This is a genomic window from Denitrificimonas halotolerans, from assembly GCF_034259425.1.
Taxonomy (GTDB): Bacteria; Pseudomonadota; Gammaproteobacteria; order Pseudomonadales; family Pseudomonadaceae; genus Denitrificimonas; species Denitrificimonas halotolerans.
In genome coordinates this window covers 91,419-107,609 of sequence record NZ_JAXIVU010000006.1, presented here as the reverse complement: position 1 = coordinate 107,609, position 16,191 = coordinate 91,419, and the positions used below count along the sequence as shown (strand labels likewise).

13 protein-coding genes and 1 tRNA gene are annotated in these 16,191 nt (G+C 45.0%); 4 read left to right on the top strand and 10 right to left on the bottom strand.

The features are described 5' to 3' along the window. The first annotated feature begins 13 nt into the window (after positions 1-13). The gene (locus tag TOI97_RS06420; protein WP_321553295.1) at positions 14-910 is read left to right on the top strand and encodes a DNA replication terminus site-binding protein; all 897 of its coding nucleotides are present in this window, start codon (positions 14-16) and stop codon (positions 908-910) included. A 49-nt stretch (positions 911-959) separates the two neighbouring features. On the opposite strand, the gene TOI97_RS06415 is transcribed toward TOI97_RS06420, so the two are convergent. Beyond that, positions 960-2,126 (bottom strand): phospholipase D-like domain-containing protein, encoded by a 1,167-nt coding sequence (locus TOI97_RS06415; protein WP_321553294.1) that lies wholly within the window; start codon positions 2,124-2,126, stop codon positions 960-962. Positions 2,127-2,299: 173 nt separating this feature from the next. Then, complete coding sequence (locus TOI97_RS06410) at positions 2,300-4,708, bottom strand: phosphoketolase family protein (RefSeq protein WP_321553293.1); 2,409 nt, start codon at positions 4,706-4,708, stop codon at positions 2,300-2,302. Positions 4,709-4,832: 124 nt separating this feature from the next. Here TOI97_RS06410 and TOI97_RS06405 point away from each other — a divergent pair, with 124 nt between their 5' ends. From TOI97_RS06405 to TOI97_RS06395, 3 genes are all read left to right on the top strand, one after another. Then, positions 4,833-6,254 (top strand): MBL fold metallo-hydrolase, encoded by a 1,422-nt coding sequence (locus TOI97_RS06405; RefSeq protein ID WP_321553292.1) that lies wholly within the window; start codon positions 4,833-4,835, stop codon positions 6,252-6,254. A 10-nt stretch (positions 6,255-6,264) separates the two neighbouring features. Next, on the top strand, positions 6,265-7,350 hold the full coding sequence (locus TOI97_RS06400) for an LOG family protein (RefSeq protein WP_321553291.1): 1,086 nt from the start codon (positions 6,265-6,267) through the stop codon (positions 7,348-7,350). 295 nt (positions 7,351-7,645) lie between these two features. Continuing rightward, positions 7,646-7,735: transfer RNA gene (locus TOI97_RS06395), tRNA-Ser, on the top strand. 334 nt (positions 7,736-8,069) lie between these two features. Here TOI97_RS06395 and TOI97_RS06390 read toward each other — a convergent pair. From TOI97_RS06390 to recD, 8 genes are all read right to left on the bottom strand, one after another. Continuing rightward, the gene (locus tag TOI97_RS06390) at positions 8,070-8,426 is read right to left on the bottom strand and encodes an RNA-guided endonuclease InsQ/TnpB family protein (RefSeq protein ID WP_321553322.1); all 357 of its coding nucleotides are present in this window, start codon (positions 8,424-8,426) and stop codon (positions 8,070-8,072) included. Continuing rightward, the gene (locus tag TOI97_RS06385) at positions 8,378-9,067 is read right to left on the bottom strand and encodes a transposase (protein ID WP_321553290.1); all 690 of its coding nucleotides are present in this window, start codon (positions 9,065-9,067) and stop codon (positions 8,378-8,380) included. The genes TOI97_RS06390 and TOI97_RS06385 overlap by 49 nt, the downstream gene beginning before the upstream one ends. A gap of 147 nt (positions 9,068-9,214) precedes the next feature. Beyond that, positions 9,215-10,162, bottom strand: coding sequence for a 5'-nucleotidase (locus TOI97_RS06380; RefSeq protein ID WP_321553289.1), 948 nt, complete (start codon positions 10,160-10,162; stop codon positions 9,215-9,217). Positions 10,163-10,353: 191 nt separating this feature from the next. Further along, positions 10,354-10,542 (bottom strand): hypothetical protein, encoded by a 189-nt coding sequence (locus tag TOI97_RS06375; protein ID WP_321553288.1) that lies wholly within the window; start codon positions 10,540-10,542, stop codon positions 10,354-10,356. Positions 10,543-10,951: 409 nt separating this feature from the next. Beyond that, positions 10,952-12,211, bottom strand: coding sequence for an OprD family porin (locus TOI97_RS06370; protein WP_321553287.1), 1,260 nt, complete (start codon positions 12,209-12,211; stop codon positions 10,952-10,954). Between the two features lie 76 nt (positions 12,212-12,287). Next, a complete protein-coding gene (locus TOI97_RS06365) occupies positions 12,288-13,298 on the bottom strand; it encodes a c-type cytochrome (protein WP_321553286.1) in 1,011 nt (336 codons plus the stop codon). 14 nt (positions 13,299-13,312) lie between these two features. Further along, on the bottom strand, positions 13,313-13,963 hold the full coding sequence (locus tag TOI97_RS06360; protein ID WP_321553285.1) for a c-type cytochrome: 651 nt from the start codon (positions 13,961-13,963) through the stop codon (positions 13,313-13,315). A gap of 96 nt (positions 13,964-14,059) precedes the next feature. Beyond that, positions 14,060-16,159, bottom strand: a complete 2,100-nt coding sequence (gene recD, locus TOI97_RS06355) for an exodeoxyribonuclease V subunit alpha (protein ID WP_407651328.1) — start codon at positions 16,157-16,159, stop codon at positions 14,060-14,062. Between the last annotated feature and the right edge of the window lie 32 nt (positions 16,160-16,191).

Genomic DNA, 16,191 nt, shown 5'->3' with positions numbered 1-16,191 from the left:
CTAGGTCCTCCACATGGATATTGTCTTTTTAAAGCAGCACTATAATGTGTTGCTTGATCAGTTGAACTTGCTGCAAAAATTAATGAGCAAAACACCTCCGCAACAAGCCGTGGTTGCACAAATTCCACCGCTGACAAAAGCTCAAGAGCATGATCCTTTACCTATTATCACGCCCAATATTTATAGCGATCAAGCGGCACTTGAAGCCGCCCTCAAAGCTTATAAGGACCTTCATATCATTGCGGGACTCTCGCAGAAAAGTGCACGACGTATGCCTGGTGCAATTTGGTTTGACACTCAGCATACACCTCATGCCACGCAAATTGTTGAATGCGTAAACACCATAAACAACGCCAAGCTAGCCATCAAAAATTATGTAGTGGAACACTTCAGCACCGCCAATGCTCGCTTTGAAGTGCTTAAACAAGCTTGTCCTGGCGTGATGACAGTACATCTATACAGATTAATCCGCTGCTATCATCAGGATGATATCAAATCAGTGCGCTTTAACTGGTCACAACAACAATCCTTAGTCTACCCAAATAAAGCACGACTCATTAAACGTATTAATAACGCTTTAGAGCACTCTACTAGCATTGACTACAGCGCCACTCTCAACCAACTATTAAATAACATCATGACAGCACCACAAAACTCAATTCGTATCCGACGTCAAGTTAAGGTGCAGCCAGTGGCTAATGTCACCCACTGGAGCGGCAAAGCAGGCCCTGTTACTGCTCCACTTCCTCTCATCATTCTGCAAGATTCAGCACCAGCGCTGCGTATTATTGCTGAGTTCAACGCAGATATAGCCGCTCAGCGTAAAACCCGCTCAGATAAGTTAGAAGCTACTTTATTGGGGTATTTTCAGGGGGAAACAATTGAGCAAGTCCCACTACGTAACACTTAGCAATAGCCATGCCAATTAAGCGGCTACGGGCCGGATATCTAACGCCTGCTTATTTACGTTTATCTAAAAAGTTAATTGTTAAACGATCCATCCACCCCCATAAACGCTGCCGAAAACGCTGTAACAACGGGCGCTGCCGCCAAACATCTTCCGTGATTTCTAAACTTTGAGTAAAATCATGCTGAAAACTTTGACAAACTTGCTGTAGAAAATGAGTATCACGCACCTCCAGATTGTTTTCGAGATTAAAACGCAAGTTCCAATGATCAAAGTTACATGAACCTACAGTAACCCAATCATCCACCATAACCATTTTTAAATGCAAAAATCGCGGCTGATATTCAAAGATGCGGACGCCTTTACGTAAGAGAGCTGGATAATAACGCTGCCCAGCCCAACGTACGGGGGGTAAGTCAGTATGTCGCCCTGTCAACAATAAGCGCACATCAACGCCGCGTGCAGCAGCCTTACGCAAAGCACGGCGCACACTCCAAGTCGGTAGAAAATATGGTGTCGCCAACCAAATAGTTTGGTGCGCACCAGCTATAGCACGCAATAAAGATTTTTGAATATTACGATGCTGCGTAGAAGCAGCGTAGGCCACCCGCCCTTTACCAGTATTGGCAAGCGGTAATGGCGGACTACTGTGGTTCTTCGCACCTTTAGGTGCATTGTTTTTTTTCCAAAAAAAACGCTCAATACAGCTATCCCACTGCTTATCAAACAAGCTTTGCCAGTCATTCACCACAGGGCCTTCAACACGCACCATTACCTCATGCCAACGGCTAGTTGCAACACCTGGCTGCCAAAAGTCATCCGTTAATCCAGCTCCACCAACATAGGCTATGCTCTGATCCACAATAAGCAATTTACGATGGTCACGATAAAAATTCTGTATCCCATGCACCCAACGCATGGGATTATAAAAACGTAAGTCAATCCCCGACGCTTGCCAACGTCGACGCTGTAAGTGGCGAAACTGACGGCTACCAAAACCATCAAACAAACAGCGCACACGTACACCACGCTGTACTGCCGCAAACAAAGCCTCTTCGACACGATCAGCACTTCGACCACTGCGCACTAAATATAATTCGATATCAATTTGCCGTTGAGCTTGAGCAATACGTGCTAGCCAGTCTTCAAAAAATGCAGGACCATCAATGAGCAATTCAAATTGATTACTTGCACGCCACGGGAAAATCAAACCTGCCATGTTTAATCCTCATATGCCGCTTACACTGTGCTCATCTATGAAAAGAACACCCATTTATACAAGTTGCTGCTCTCTGCACTGCTACACTTAAAGTACAGTAATCGGCACATTGTACTTTATCTTATGCTAGACAAAACACAATGCGCCGCTCAAACCTACAGATCAATAACCATTTAACGTAATATCTGTGGATCCCCCTTACCTGCTACAGCAGCTGCTTCCTCAATGGTCAGTAAAGCAGTACGCGGCAAATCCTGCAGACGTGCACAAGCAGCCAATACATTCCCCCAGCATGCACGGTTCACAAACTGCATACCGAATTCATCCAAAGTGCCGCCACGGTTTCGATAACCTAATACATAGGTATTCAATGCATCTGGCAAAATGCGCCAAATATGCCCACGTAACACTTCAGGACGCATATGGGTGAGCACTACGCGCATACGGAAGCGCGCTGGGAAAAGTTTCTCAGTCAACTCATCACTGGCTAAGTAATCTAACTCCCAACGGTCACGTGGAGTACGGAAACGCCCCGGCTCTTGCAAGTACACCACACGATACCCCATATCCGCCTCACGCAAGCGCTTAGCGGCACGCAGCACCTGTTCTAGCTGATAGCTACCATTAGCAATCAACAACAACGGATCTGTACCATCATATTCTTCAACGATGATGGCACCATCGCGAGCGAGCTGCTCAGCTTGTGTCTGGCTAAAGAAGCACGGACGGTCACGCTTAGCTGCAACAACACAAGAAATCTGACCACGCTCACTATAAATCTGTGGCAGCAAAGCCAGCATACTGTTGTGATCGGCTGGAAATAGTACACGTGAAACATCATTCATCTCACCTAACAATGCTTCACAGAAAGTTGTATCTTGGTGTGACTGCTGGTTTTTACCATTTTCCCACGTATGAGAAGTCGCCACCAGCGGCCAACCCAACCAACCAGCAGGACGGCCAATTTCTTTTTGCTGACGCGCATAAATAATATTTTGACGAACCGCACCTAGCATCTTTACGCAGAATGCCTCATAACTAGCTACTAAGTTCAATCCTGCTTGGTTCGCCAAACAAGCAGATACCACCGCCTCCTCGTTGAGCGCTGTAATGATATCGCCATCAATCGCTTCAAGCTCACTCTCTGGCTCACTGACACGATGACGTAATGCCTTCAGCACACCTGTCAGACGATTACTGGCCAACTCATCCGGATTACCGACCCTTGGACGTAAGTCAGGGTTGGCTTGGACTAAGTCTACGAAATAACGGTCAATAGCAGCCATGGTTGAGCAAGCATCATCACGATAGTGCAGCTCAGGTTGCACCGGTGTCTTTGGATAGCGGTTAGCTAGCGGGTTGTCACGTTCCAGTGGGCGATTCTGCTCATCATGGGTTCTAAGCAGATCTAACGCTTGTTTCATATCCTCTGGACTGACATACAGCGGCTTGACGTGCTTATTAAACAGCTGGCGAGAATACTCATCGGTATGCGGATTACCCGGTAACGGTAAATTATGCGCTTTATTTTCATCATCACCGTAGAAGCCAAAACCTTTAGTTGTCTCAGCAATACCATATGGAATGGGGAGCGGATAAGACAAAATACCATTATTTTTTTCTTGTACTCGGCGCTCCAAGCGTTGCTCCATCTCCCATATAGTGCAAACAAAGGCTGCTGGGTCACGACCATCAAACTCAATGGGGTCAAAACCACAGCCCCGTAAGTGACGTTGGAAACCTTTCAACCCCTCAATAGTGCCCAACTCGGTGCGCTGTTCAATACGGCGCCCATTGGCAATCATAATAGGTAACGCTGGGCCGCAATCTTCTGCACGCCACCAGCGTGGAATCCAATCACTACCACGCTGCTCTTCTGCTGCACCATCAGACAAGAAAGCAATGAGCTTTTCACCGGGTAACGGCATATGCGCATATTGCAGTTCAGCAAAGCCTAAATACCCGCCTTCAATGATGCCGCCTGCCGTATGAGGATTCACATGACTGCCTAGCGGTGCAGCCATAGAGCCATCTGAACCGATACCGTAACTATAAAAATCCTGCAGCAACTGCTCAATGCCAGCCTTGCCATGACCATAAGCCGCGGCTTGCTCTGGATGCAAGTTACCAAAGAGCACGTTCAAAGCCTCAACTGCGGCCACGCTATGTCCTTGCCCCATAAGCCATGCCCTAGTTTCACCAGTTAACGCATTCAGTGCCATATAAGCTGCATAGCCAGGCACCATGTTCAACGCACCACCCGTATGACCTTCAGGCTGAACTTTAAATTCATCTGCAGTCAACTCTGTTCCATCAAGGTGGATTTTATTGGCATAAGTCATATGTACTACAAGCGACATACCCGCGGCAGTAATTTTATCCAACGCCGTTAACTTTCGGTATACAGTAGAGATGTCAGGTTGTATGCCAGCTTGCACGAGCTGATGAGCCAATCGATACACAGCTGCCTGAGTTTCTGCAGTGTGCTCGATGGGGCCGTAACCTTTTTGCCACTGTGCAAAAGCCGGTTCAGCTTGAGCGTGCTCATTTAAATCAGCGAGGCTCGGCAAAATCTGATGCATATTAATACTCCATAAACTCATAGTTGGTGCAGTTTAATCACAATGTAATAAGGGTATCATGATAATTATCAATGACTGCTCACCCTGTCATACTCAATTCACATATAGCCAATAAGGATACCTCATGGCCTTACTCAATTTTCTCGGTGCTATTCAGCAAGTCACCGGCTCCTGCTACCTCATAGAAACCTATGATAAGAAAAAAATATTACTTGAGTGCGGCATGGAACAAGGTGGTGATAACGACCATCACGAAGAACATGATAACGCTAAACGCTCAGCTTTTACTTTTAACCCTGAGCATATAGATGCTGTCGTCATTTCCCACGCCCATATTGATCACAGTGGTATGTTACCGCGTTTAGTCGCAGAAGGTTTCCGTGGTCCTATTTATGCTACCGACGCCACCTGCGAACTCATGGAACTCATGCTGCTGGACTCAGCTCATATTCAAGAAAAAGACACTGAGTGGGAAAACCGTTGGCGTGCCCGCCGTGGTAAGCGCCCAATCAAACCTATGTATGTCAGCGAAGATGCTGCACGGGTACTTAAACTGCGCCGTCCAATTGACTATGAAACACACACTGAAGTTGTACCTGGTGTTACCGTGGCCTTCCATGATGCGGGGCATATTATTGGCTCCGCGATTGTTGAACTCAAATTTACCGAACCTAACGATAGTGTGCGCACGTTAGTCTTCTCCGGTGATTTAGGTAGCACTTGCTCACCTTTGATGAAAGCGCCCTCAACCCTCAAACATGCAGATCTCTTACTACTTGAATCAACCTACGGTGATCGTGACCACCGCTGTAATGAAGACACCCTTGACGAGTTGGTAGCAATTCTTGAGCAAGCCCATAAAGACGGCGGCAACGTCATGATCCCAGCCTTCTCTGTAGGCCGGACCCAAGATATCTTATTCCATTTAGGACGTTTTTATCAGGAAGGTCGTCTTCCACAACACACCGTGTACTTAGACAGTCCTATGGCCATCCGAGCTAATGACATCTACTACCGCCATCGCGAAGATTTCGATGAGCACAACCGCTCCATGCTGATCAAGCATAATATACATAACGTGGATGACTGGCTGCCTATTTTAAAGATCACTCCTAGCCCCGAGGAGTCAATGGCAATTAACAAAGTTAAAAGTGGCGCTATTATTGTCGCTGGGAGCGGTATGTGTAACGGTGGTCGTATCATTCACCACTTTAAACACAATTTGTGGCGCAAAGACTGCCATATTATTTTCACAGGCTTCCAAGCCCGTGGTACTAATGGCCGAGCTATTGTGGATGGTGCTAAAACTGTTCGTGTATTTAAAGAAGATATTATGGTTGGCGCACAGGTGCATACCCTCGGTGGGTTTTCTGCTCATGCGGGCCAGTCACAGTTAATAAACTGGGCCAGTCAATTTGAAAACCGGCCTGAATTGTATTTGATCCATGGTGAACTAGATAAAATGGAGATCCTCCAAAGCGAATTTAAAAAACGCTTAGATTGGGATGTTAACATTCCAGAGTTGGGCGATCGCATAGCTTTATAAGGAGTTACACATGACGTTTAACAATGATGATGGTGATTATCTAGCTCGTCAGTACGGCGTCAGCAGTATTGATTTAGACAGTAAGGTCGATGAGCTACTCACAATGGCTGTACCGCCACAAAGTCGCAACATTGAACTGTATCGTGAAATGATGCTAACTGTAGCGCGCATGGCAGAGGCTGACCGTAACCGTTGGGATGCAAAAATCATGATGCAAACCCTACGCGAAATGGAGGCGTCCTTTAGCTTATTGGAGCGGTTTAAGCGTCGCCGTAAAGTGACAGTATTTGGTTCAGCTCGTACTGAGCCGGACCACCCACTCTACCTGCAAGCTAAGGAGCTTGGTGAAATCCTAGCTCGCCACAATCTGATGGTCATTACCGGCGCTGGCGGCGGTATCATGGCTGCAGCTCACGAAGGCGCAGGCTTAGAAAATAGTCTTGGTTTTAATATCGCACTACCATTTGAACAAGGAGCCAACGATACAGTACAAGGCAGTGCCAACCTCTTGTCGTTCCATTTTTTCTTCTTACGCAAATTGTTCTTTGTCAAAGAAGCCGATGCTTTAGTACTGTGCCCAGGTGGTTTTGGTACTTTAGATGAAGCCCTAGAAGTGCTGACCTTAATGCAAACAGGTAAAAGCCCATTAGTACCTGTAGTACTGCTAGATGTGGAAGGCGGCACTTACTGGGATAAAGCATTAGAGTTCATGCGTGAAGAACTAGCTGATAAAAACTACATCCTACCAAGTGATCTACGCTTAATGCGTCAAGTCCGCACGCCACGCGATGCAGGCCTAGAAATTGCCCGCTTTTATCGCAACTTCCACTCATCACGCTGGTTCCGCGATACCTTTGTTGTACGAATGAATCACCCGCTCAATGACGGAGCAATGGACACACTGCATAAAGAGTTTGCTGACCTTTGTGCCACCGGTGGTTATACACAAGTGGCATACTGCCCTGAAAAGCATAATGAACCTGAATTCTGCAACCAATTCCGCTTAGAATTTGACTTTAACGACCGTGACCACGGCCGTTTACGTGAAATGGTTGATTTTATTAACCTTCCACAAAACTGGAAAAGCAACGGTTAAATGGGGATGAACTGAGGCTCAATCATTACACTGAGCCTCAGTTCATAGCATAACCATACTAATTTCAATCTCGCCACCACACACTTACACAGTGTAATCAATTTGACTTAAAAAGATGACTGCGCAAAATATCCAAATTTCTGTATGCCCCAAGCGAATTTTAGAAATAAAATTCTAATCAGCGCTCTGTAACACATAAGAAGCTAAGCTCTTAAATTAAAACAAGATTTGCTTTCCTTAAGTATCTCAGTTATATTAGCGCACCTTGATGAGGCGAAGCCTCATACAAAGTCGCGGTGAAGTGTCCGAGTGGCTGAAGGAGCTCGCCTGGAAAGCGTGTATACGAGAAATCGTATCGAGAGTTCGAATCTCTCCTTCACCGCCAAATTATTTACTAAACCCTTGATTTTCAAGGGTTTTTTATGCCTGAAATATACAGCAGACACCACTGGGCAATAGTTATCCAAAGATGTTAACCGTAGCCCTCTTCCGCAATACACACTGAACTTCTAAACATATTAAATAACTACTCATAGCAGTCACTTCCCTCTTTACAATATTCAAGTAGTTTTTACACGCATTGAACATATTGGTTTTTCTTTAACGACCCTTATAGAATCAGCATTCTTGTTATGATTAAGCAAAACTAGTTCAATGCAGCTTTTATCCCAAACACTCTTCTTTAGTTGCTTTTTACTCACTTTGACATCCTCCCCAACCTAAAGGACAGAGATTCCTACTGCTAGACGGCCATGTCCGGCCGCAAGAATGTTACGTGCCGCGTTGATATCGCGGTCGTGGGCGACACCGCACCCACTGCACGTCCATTTTCTTATTCCAAGTCCTGCGATACCTTTCGGCCTCAATTCGGGCAAGCTACCACAATGCGAACAGGTTTGGGTGGTGTATGCCTCGTTCACTTCCTTAAAAACAATGTCTGCGTGAGCGCATTTATAGTCCAGCATTGTTTTTAATTGACCCCAGCCAGCATCTAACACTGACTTGGCCATCATGGTTTTAACGAGTTTTAAACTACTGACATTGTCCACATAGATTTCACCGCAGCGGTTGACCAGCGTGCGGCTGAACTTGTGCAGGGCATCTTTTCTACGGTTAGCGATTTTGCATGAAGGGTTTTGACTTGGGTTTTATTTCTGGCTCGTTGAGCGATGGCCAACTTTTCCTCAAGGCCACGATAGAAGCGGCCCGCTTCCAGCTTGGTGCCGTCCAAGCAGGTGGCTGTATCAATTAAGCCAAGGTCAATACCGATGCGGTCTTGGCCGGTGGGTATCTCAGCCTGCACATCCACCACTACATTGAAGTACCAGCGGCCACGGGCATCTTCATTGAAACTGGCCGAACGAAACTTGTATTGGTTCAAGCCGTAGCTGTCCCAGACCTTAAAATAGTGGCCGTTGTGGTAGACCTGCCCGTTTTTCCATTGAGCTGCACCGGTATTGACGGGTATCCAGCCCAGTGAGCGGCGTACACCGCCTGATTTGCGCCAGTTCAGCCGCACCTTCTTAAACTGCTTACGGCGCGTGACATACTCACCTGCAATGCACTGTAAGGTTTGACTGTGCAGCCCAAGCTCCTTATCTGCGCCCTTTGTGTAGGGATGCATATCAAAAGCAGACAAAAACACACCACGCTCTTTAATCGAGCGTTGACTTAATTCATTGACAAAGTTCCAGACGAAATTGACGCTGCGAGCCATGCGGTTTAGCAAGAGCACATGCCTATCTTGTACTCGAACTTTTAATGTTTTGGTGTGCTTTATCATACTGTATACGAATCAATCAGAACAGCCTTACCAGCGGACTGCTTCAAGCTGATCACCCCCCTTTAATGAGCACTCCTCCTCTTATAGAGTCTCATCTAACTCACCATCAATGTTAGCTATACCAAAGGGAATATGCACAGAAGGCAAGCCTGACGCTGCCTGCTCTAAATGAAGCTTTTGGTCATCAAAAAAGATATGTGGACGCATGATGTCCAATACTTTAGCTTTTTCTACACCACCCATAAAAAAAGCTTCATTAACGGTAATCCCCCAAGCACGCATCGTGTTGATCACCCGCTTATGGGCAGGCGCATTACGCGCTGTGACAATGGATACACGTATAATCGGTTCATAGCTAGGATCTTCTTGGTACTTTTCTTGCTCTAACTGCTGAATTTCAGCTATACGCTTTAAAAAAGGCTTCAGTGGCCCAGGGTTATGTGGAATATTTTGGTGTAAAATTTCATGCTGATGAAATTTATCTAGATCCTGTTGTTTATAGACAGTCTCAGCTTCATCATCAACTAATACCCCATCAAAATCAAAAGCAATTCTAAGCTGAGTATCTTCCCTATCATCCGCCACCTCACCTTTTAAAATTTTACCTGCGGGATAACCTTCAGCAACTGCACTTTTTATATCTTGAGTATTTGCAGATAAAAATAATTCAATATCAAACGCTGGAATATAAGAATGCGGTGAACATCCCTGCATAAAAACAGCACGAGTAATAGGTAAATTATGATGCTGAATTGAGTTCATCACTCTCAAACCCGTATCCGGATCATTACGTGACAATAAAATCACCTCAACTGGCGGATCTTCTAGGTTGAGTTGATTTAAACTAAGCAAACGCCGAATAAAAGGGAAAGCCACACCTGGCTCAAGTGGCTGATCTTGATGATCACGCTGATACTGACGATAAATGTTCTGACCTTTAGTTCGAAAGACTGCATCCGATTCAGACAAGTCAAATAAAGCACTAGAGGCTAAACCTACCACCAGACGACGGGTTAAATCGAAAGCCATATACCACCCTAAAAGACACCCTAGATCAAAGCTTGCACGCAATCTAAAGCGCACAAAAAGCAATGGATAACAGTAATTTCACTATAGCAAAATGCTTTACAACTGAAATAATAACGTAGGCTGGCAGGTGTTAGGCGGACATAGAGATTAAAGGCTGCGCTGTCTCAATAATAGACAACGCAGCGCTTTATTTAGCAACTACTAACTGTACGTACACCATCACGATCAGTAATAGTATTCCAAGCATCAACAATCAATTGGTTTTCTAAGCCCATGATTGAGTCAGTAGTTTGATCCGTTATTTGAGCACTTTCACTCAACATATTGATTTGTGCCGCAACGAAACGACCCATTTTTTTAAAAACTTTTAGATTATCCATATCTTTACCCCTTTTTTATAATTTTCCATACAGCGAGCGCTGTAGAGTCTCCCGAAAACGAGACATAGCAATATAATTGCTGATCATAAAAGCAGGTGGCTTGCAGAAATAAAGCAGTACTGAAACGAATTTCAGTAGTGAATCAAGTTTTCTTACGAAAAATTGATATAGCATTTTGGATTATGCGCGAGCGATTATGCTCTGAGGCGTACCGGTGATGTCTTTCTCTGTACCACGCCACTCATTCAAATAATCGTTTGAGTCGGGATAGGAGTACAAATATACAGTACTCAGAAAACAAAAGCAAATATCATGCCAGAACAGCTTATACAAGCGAAAAACTTTGCGGGCCGGCTCAATCCGCCCCACAAAGTCATTGGCTGCTAATCAACGAAACTCTCCCCCTTACTTATAGCAAAGGTAGGGTGTAACCGATAATTAAACGGTTGTCATCTAAGTCTTTATTAATGTTCGAGCGTACAGTGGAGTTTCTCCAACGTACATGCAAATTCTTCAATGCACCTGTTTGAAATGCGTAAGAAATATCGAAGTCACGCTCCCATTCGCGGCCTTCTACCCCCTGACCTATATCGGCACCAGTACCTTTTACATAGCGGTTGAACATAGTTAAGCCCGGAATACCTAAGCCAGCAAAGTTGTAGTCATGACGGATCTGCCAAGACTTTTCATCTTTAGCTCCAAATTCACGATTAGCAACGTAGTTCACTAAAAACGGGTCTGAACCTTGAATATATGCATAACCAGTATCACCGGTCATTTTCTGATAGCCCAAACCCAACTTGTTATAGCCGAAATTGTAGGTCACCATACCGGAGAAAGCTTTATTATCTACGTTTGTCTTGCCATCATCAGTTGAGCGAGAGATGCGCAAATCAGTTTTGAGTGAACGCTGCTCACCTAGCGGCAAGGTATGTACTGCAGTAACAATATGCTGTTTATATAAATCTTCTAAGCGGCCAAAGTTATAACCCGTAGCCAAAGAGTCATTCCACTTATAATTAACACTTGCCAAATCAAAAGAATTACTGGTTTTATCAGCACCTTCTTTAAAGTCTAGCCCTTTACCTAAACTGTTCATTCTCATGCGTTCACGGTTAGTAGACGCGCGCTGATTAACACGGTCAATATGACCTAAAGTCGCTGTTAAGCCATTGATTTCATTCGATGTGAGCATTCCACCTGTAAATAACTGCGGCAGAATACGACCTTCCAAGTTAGCCTGCAACATAGGTAAGCGTGGTTTTAAAGTCCCCAATTCTAAAACAGTCTCTGACAGCTTTGCTTTAAAAGTTGCACCAATCTTACCGAAGTCATCAACTGACTTACCGTTACTACGCTGTGGGAAAGAGTCTGGAGTACGGTTCGGACCTGAATCCAACTTCATCGCTGCAGCACCGTATAAGTCCACACCAATGCCAATAGTGCCCTCAGTAAACCCAGACTTATAGTCTAAAATAAATGCTTGTGACCACTCCTCCTTAGTTTTATCATTTTGATTACGAGTATCTTGATTCATGTACAGATTCCGCAAGCCTAGAGTTGCAGTACTGTCTTCAACAAATGCAGCACTCGCTATTGATGGCACAGCCACTAATATGCTACTGGCCGTTGCTAAAGTAATAGCACGTGCCAAAGGTGAGAAGATCATTCAATCACTCCTATAATGAACAATACAAATACAAAAATGGGGCTTACTAGAAGCCCCATTCATTAAACAAAAATACTTATTCTGCTGTAAAAGTACGTGGACGCAAAACATCTGGCTTTAAAAAATCTTTAGAGCCAACGTTATCATGATCACCCAATAAACGGCCTTCAATTTCTACGCCATAATTGGTGTGCTTATGGAATGTATCCAAATATTTTTCACGGGTTTCTTTAACATCACCAGTATAGCGCGGCTCTTGAGGACGCTCTTGACTATCAATGTAGTATGCAACATCCCAAGCTTGCTGGTCCGTTAGACTATTTGGACGACCCAACGGCATATTGTGCTTAACAAATGATGCTAACGTGTAGTGACGCACAATACCTGCCCCCCAGTTATAAGAGTTATCGCCCCACACTGCTGGGAAGACAACTTTATTATTTTGCACTAAACCACCGCCATCCTCAGCATGACAGATCACACAGTTTTCTTTATAAACCTGCTCACCACGCTTGTAATCCATTTCTTTTTCTGGCTCAGGTAAGCGCGGATAACCACGGCCGTACATATTTTTGCCATCTGCATACATAGGCACACCTTTGGCCAACCACTGATGATATGCAGTTAAAGCCAACATATCATCACTACCATATTCGGGTGGCGTACCATTCATAGAAAAACTAAAGCAACCAGCGATACGCTCTTCTAAGTTGTTGACATGGTTATTTTTACCACGATAATCAGGCAGAGTAACAACTGCAGGCCAAACCGGCCCAGCAAAAGGTAAACGTCCTTCCCCCATATGACAGCTGCTACAGTTCATATTGTTAAAGACATTCTTTCCACGCAATTGCTGCGTATTCATGAACAAATCATAACCCCGGCGAATAACACGCTTGAGCTCTGGATGCATGTTAGACTTATCTAAATCGTCCATGGTTGGTGGAACATGAATCAGCTGGCCTTCTTTTGGCTCTGGGTTGTTCACTGAAAAACGCGATTCTTCTGCTTGAGCAGTGAAGCTCAGCACACTTGCCGCTACAGCAACTACCAAGCCACGGAAGATGAATTTAGTTGAATCTTTCATTGTATTTCCCCCAATCACTGTGCCGGCTGACGTGCAAGCCACTGCGAAACTGCACGAATATCCTCATCATTTAAACGCTCAGCAATGGCAAGCATTAAATGTTGTGGATCATTATCACGCTTGCCTGACTGCCAAGCTTTCAATTGGTCGGCAATATAGCCTGCATGTTGACCAGCCAATCGCGGGAAGGACTCACCCACGCCCAAGTTATCAGGGCCGTGACAAGTTTTACAAGGTACAATGTAGCGATCCCAATCACCTAAAGTTGCAAGCTTCTCACCGTGCGCCAGCTCTTCTTCAGTAGCTCCCTCATCGAACTTCCCTCCCTGAGCTGGAAGTTCACTATAGTAAACTGCAACATCTTTAGCTTGCTGCTCATTGAGCATGCTAGCAAATGGCATCATGGATGGACTTTGGCGCTTCCCCCCAGCTTTCATATCTTGTAATTGTTTGTATAAATAATCGGCATCCAAGCCAGCTAAAGCAGGCCACGACTCACCACCGGGCACGTTCATACCAGAGCCATCAGGTTGGTGACAGGCCACACATACTGCCGCAGCTTGTTCACCTGCTTTGGCATCCCCTTCTAACGCGTGAGCCGATGTTATTGCAAAAAATAACGATGCGGCGGTTAGAGCCATACGATGAATTTTTTTCATTATCATCCCTATCCCTTTTTCAGGTTCTAATTATTTTCAAAATTAAGTCTAAGCATATACTAATTGATTATACATACTAAGCGCACAATCAATACTAAAGTATTAATTTATACTTTGCTTTGCTATAGCTTGACTCAGCCCACTCACACGCTCAACTTTACGCTGCACACTGGCTTTGAAAATCCCTCCTCGACTTTCAATTAAAGTGAACTTATCACGCGCACGAGTAATACCTGTATAAAGCAACTCTTTAGTTAACACTGGATTTAAACGATCAGGCAAAATTAATGCCGTATGTGCAAATTCTGACCCTTGTGATTTATGTACCGTCATTGCAAATACAGTTTCTACAGCAGTTAAACGACTAGGTAAAATAAAACGCACGCCATCGGTTCCATCGTTACGTGGAAACACTACACGCAAAACATACGCAGGTGCATCTGATTCAGCATTGACCTCACTATTAGGCAGGTACAAGGCAATTCCTATATCGCCATTCATTAAACCAAGACTGTAATCATTTTGCATAACCAAAACTGGTCGACCTTCGTACCACCCCTGTGCTCGGGTGATCAAACTTTTTCTATACAGTAACTGGACAATACGTTCATTTAATCCCGCGACTCCATAATCACCTTGCCGTAAAGCACATAACAAGCGGAACTTATCGAAAGCTGTTAAAACATGCATTGCCCACTCTTGCCAACAATCACTAGTCAACGGCTGCTCTAAGCTTGGGCGCATCTCATGTAAAACTTGCAAATAATGCCTATAACCTCGACATTGCTTTCCCTGCTGCCCTCCTAATACCAACTGTTCAAATACTGCATCATCGCTTTGATAAAGCTGCAAATAACCAATATCCGCTGAATCTTGTTGCAATATTTGCCATGCTTGATAAGAATCGCTGGCATTCACTGCTCGCGCTAACTGCCCGATACCTGAATCTCGACCAAAACGCCTCGAGTAGCGTAGCATCACGGTACGCTGAGCCAAATGGTGCTGCCCTGCAATTCCACGACGCCAGTGCTCAGCCGTAATGGGCTCACGACATAACTGTTCTAACTGCTGCTGAGTCTCTAAGGTGTAATAGCCTTGCTCAGCGTCTGCACAAAGATCCCCCAGAACAGAGCCTGCCTCAACTGAAGCCAACTGATCCTTATCACCTAACAGTATTAAACGGGCATGGGCAGGCAGAGCTTGCAGCACACTGTGCATCATTTCTAAATCAATCATTGACGCTTCATCAATCACCAACACATCCACCACCAAGGGATTGGTGCGGTTATGTCGAAAATGACGAGTTCCAGGCAAACTGCCTAGCAAACGGTGTAAAGTTGTTACCTCATTAGGAATGCTCTGCTTTACTCGCCCCTCAATCGGAAGCGAAGCAATTTGCCCACCTATGGATTCTGTCAAACGTGCTGCAGCTTTACCTGTTGGTGCTGCTAATTGAATACGGAGAGCCTGCCCTTCTTGAACAGCAATTTGCTGTAGCAGCGCTAGCAATCGCACCACAGTTGTGGTTTTACCCGTCCCTGGACCACCTGTAATCAATGTTAACTGACCTTGAGCAGCCATAGCACAGGCTACTTTCTGCCAATCAGTTTGCCTTTGCCCATCAACCCACAACGGCTCACTGAACAAGCCATCTAAGCGATCAGCAAAATCGTCCGCTAAAGGTAACTTGTTATCCAAACGCTGCACTAAAGCTCCAGCAACACTCATTTCATAGTGCCAATAACGGTACAAATATAAACGCGTCCCCGATAACACCAAGGGTGCAGCACTGCCCTGCTCAGGTCGATATAATAATACGCTCTGCTCTAAAGCCGATAACCACTGCTCAAGACTAACAATTGACAATAACTGCGAGGGTAGGATCTGCTCTGCCTCAACCAATTGCCCTTCAGGTGGAAGCAACAAGATCAAGTCAGGATCACGCAATAAATGTTCTAAATCTAAACAAATATGACCACGCCCCAGTTGATGACTGGTTAAAGCAATAGCTAACAGCATTAAAGGCGAAGCCTCTGGATCCAATTTAGCCAATAATTTAACAAGGGCTAAATCCAATGCCCTTAACCAATCCAATTCAAGCCATTGCTCAAGTAAGGTAATGATACGCTCACGGTTCAATAAATAATCTGCAGGCATTAGAAATGCAGTACTCGCTCCCCCTTGCGCCCCGTTTGGCTCCATTGAAAACTGTTCAATGCCGAGAAAAAGCTCAC

Coding starts and splice junctions, on each gene's coding strand:
- recD (WP_407651328.1), bottom strand. CDS start 16,159: ATGGAGCCAAACGGGGCGCAAGGGGGAGCGAGTACTGCATTTCTAATG.
- TOI97_RS06420 (WP_321553295.1), top strand. CDS start 14: ATGGATATTGTCTTTTTAAAGCAGCACTATAATGTGTTGCTTGATCAG.
- TOI97_RS06375 (WP_321553288.1), bottom strand. CDS start 10,542: ATGGATAATCTAAAAGTTTTTAAAAAAATGGGTCGTTTCGTTGCGGCA.
- TOI97_RS06415 (WP_321553294.1), bottom strand. CDS start 2,126: ATGGCAGGTTTGATTTTCCCGTGGCGTGCAAGTAATCAATTTGAATTG.
- TOI97_RS06385 (WP_321553290.1), bottom strand. CDS start 9,067: ATGGCTCGCAGCGTCAATTTCGTCTGGAACTTTGTCAATGAATTAAGT.
- TOI97_RS06380 (WP_321553289.1), bottom strand. CDS start 10,162: ATGGCTTTCGATTTAACCCGTCGTCTGGTGGTAGGTTTAGCCTCTAGT.
- TOI97_RS06405 (WP_321553292.1), top strand. CDS start 4,833: ATGGCCTTACTCAATTTTCTCGGTGCTATTCAGCAAGTCACCGGCTCC.
- TOI97_RS06370 (WP_321553287.1), bottom strand. CDS start 12,211: ATGATCTTCTCACCTTTGGCACGTGCTATTACTTTAGCAACGGCCAGT.
- TOI97_RS06365 (WP_321553286.1), bottom strand. CDS start 13,298: ATGAAAGATTCAACTAAATTCATCTTCCGTGGCTTGGTAGTTGCTGTA.
- TOI97_RS06400 (WP_321553291.1), top strand. CDS start 6,265: ATGACGTTTAACAATGATGATGGTGATTATCTAGCTCGTCAGTACGGC.
- TOI97_RS06410 (WP_321553293.1), bottom strand. CDS start 4,708: ATGCATCAGATTTTGCCGAGCCTCGCTGATTTAAATGAGCACGCTCAA.
- TOI97_RS06360 (WP_321553285.1), bottom strand. CDS start 13,963: ATGATAATGAAAAAAATTCATCGTATGGCTCTAACCGCCGCATCGTTA.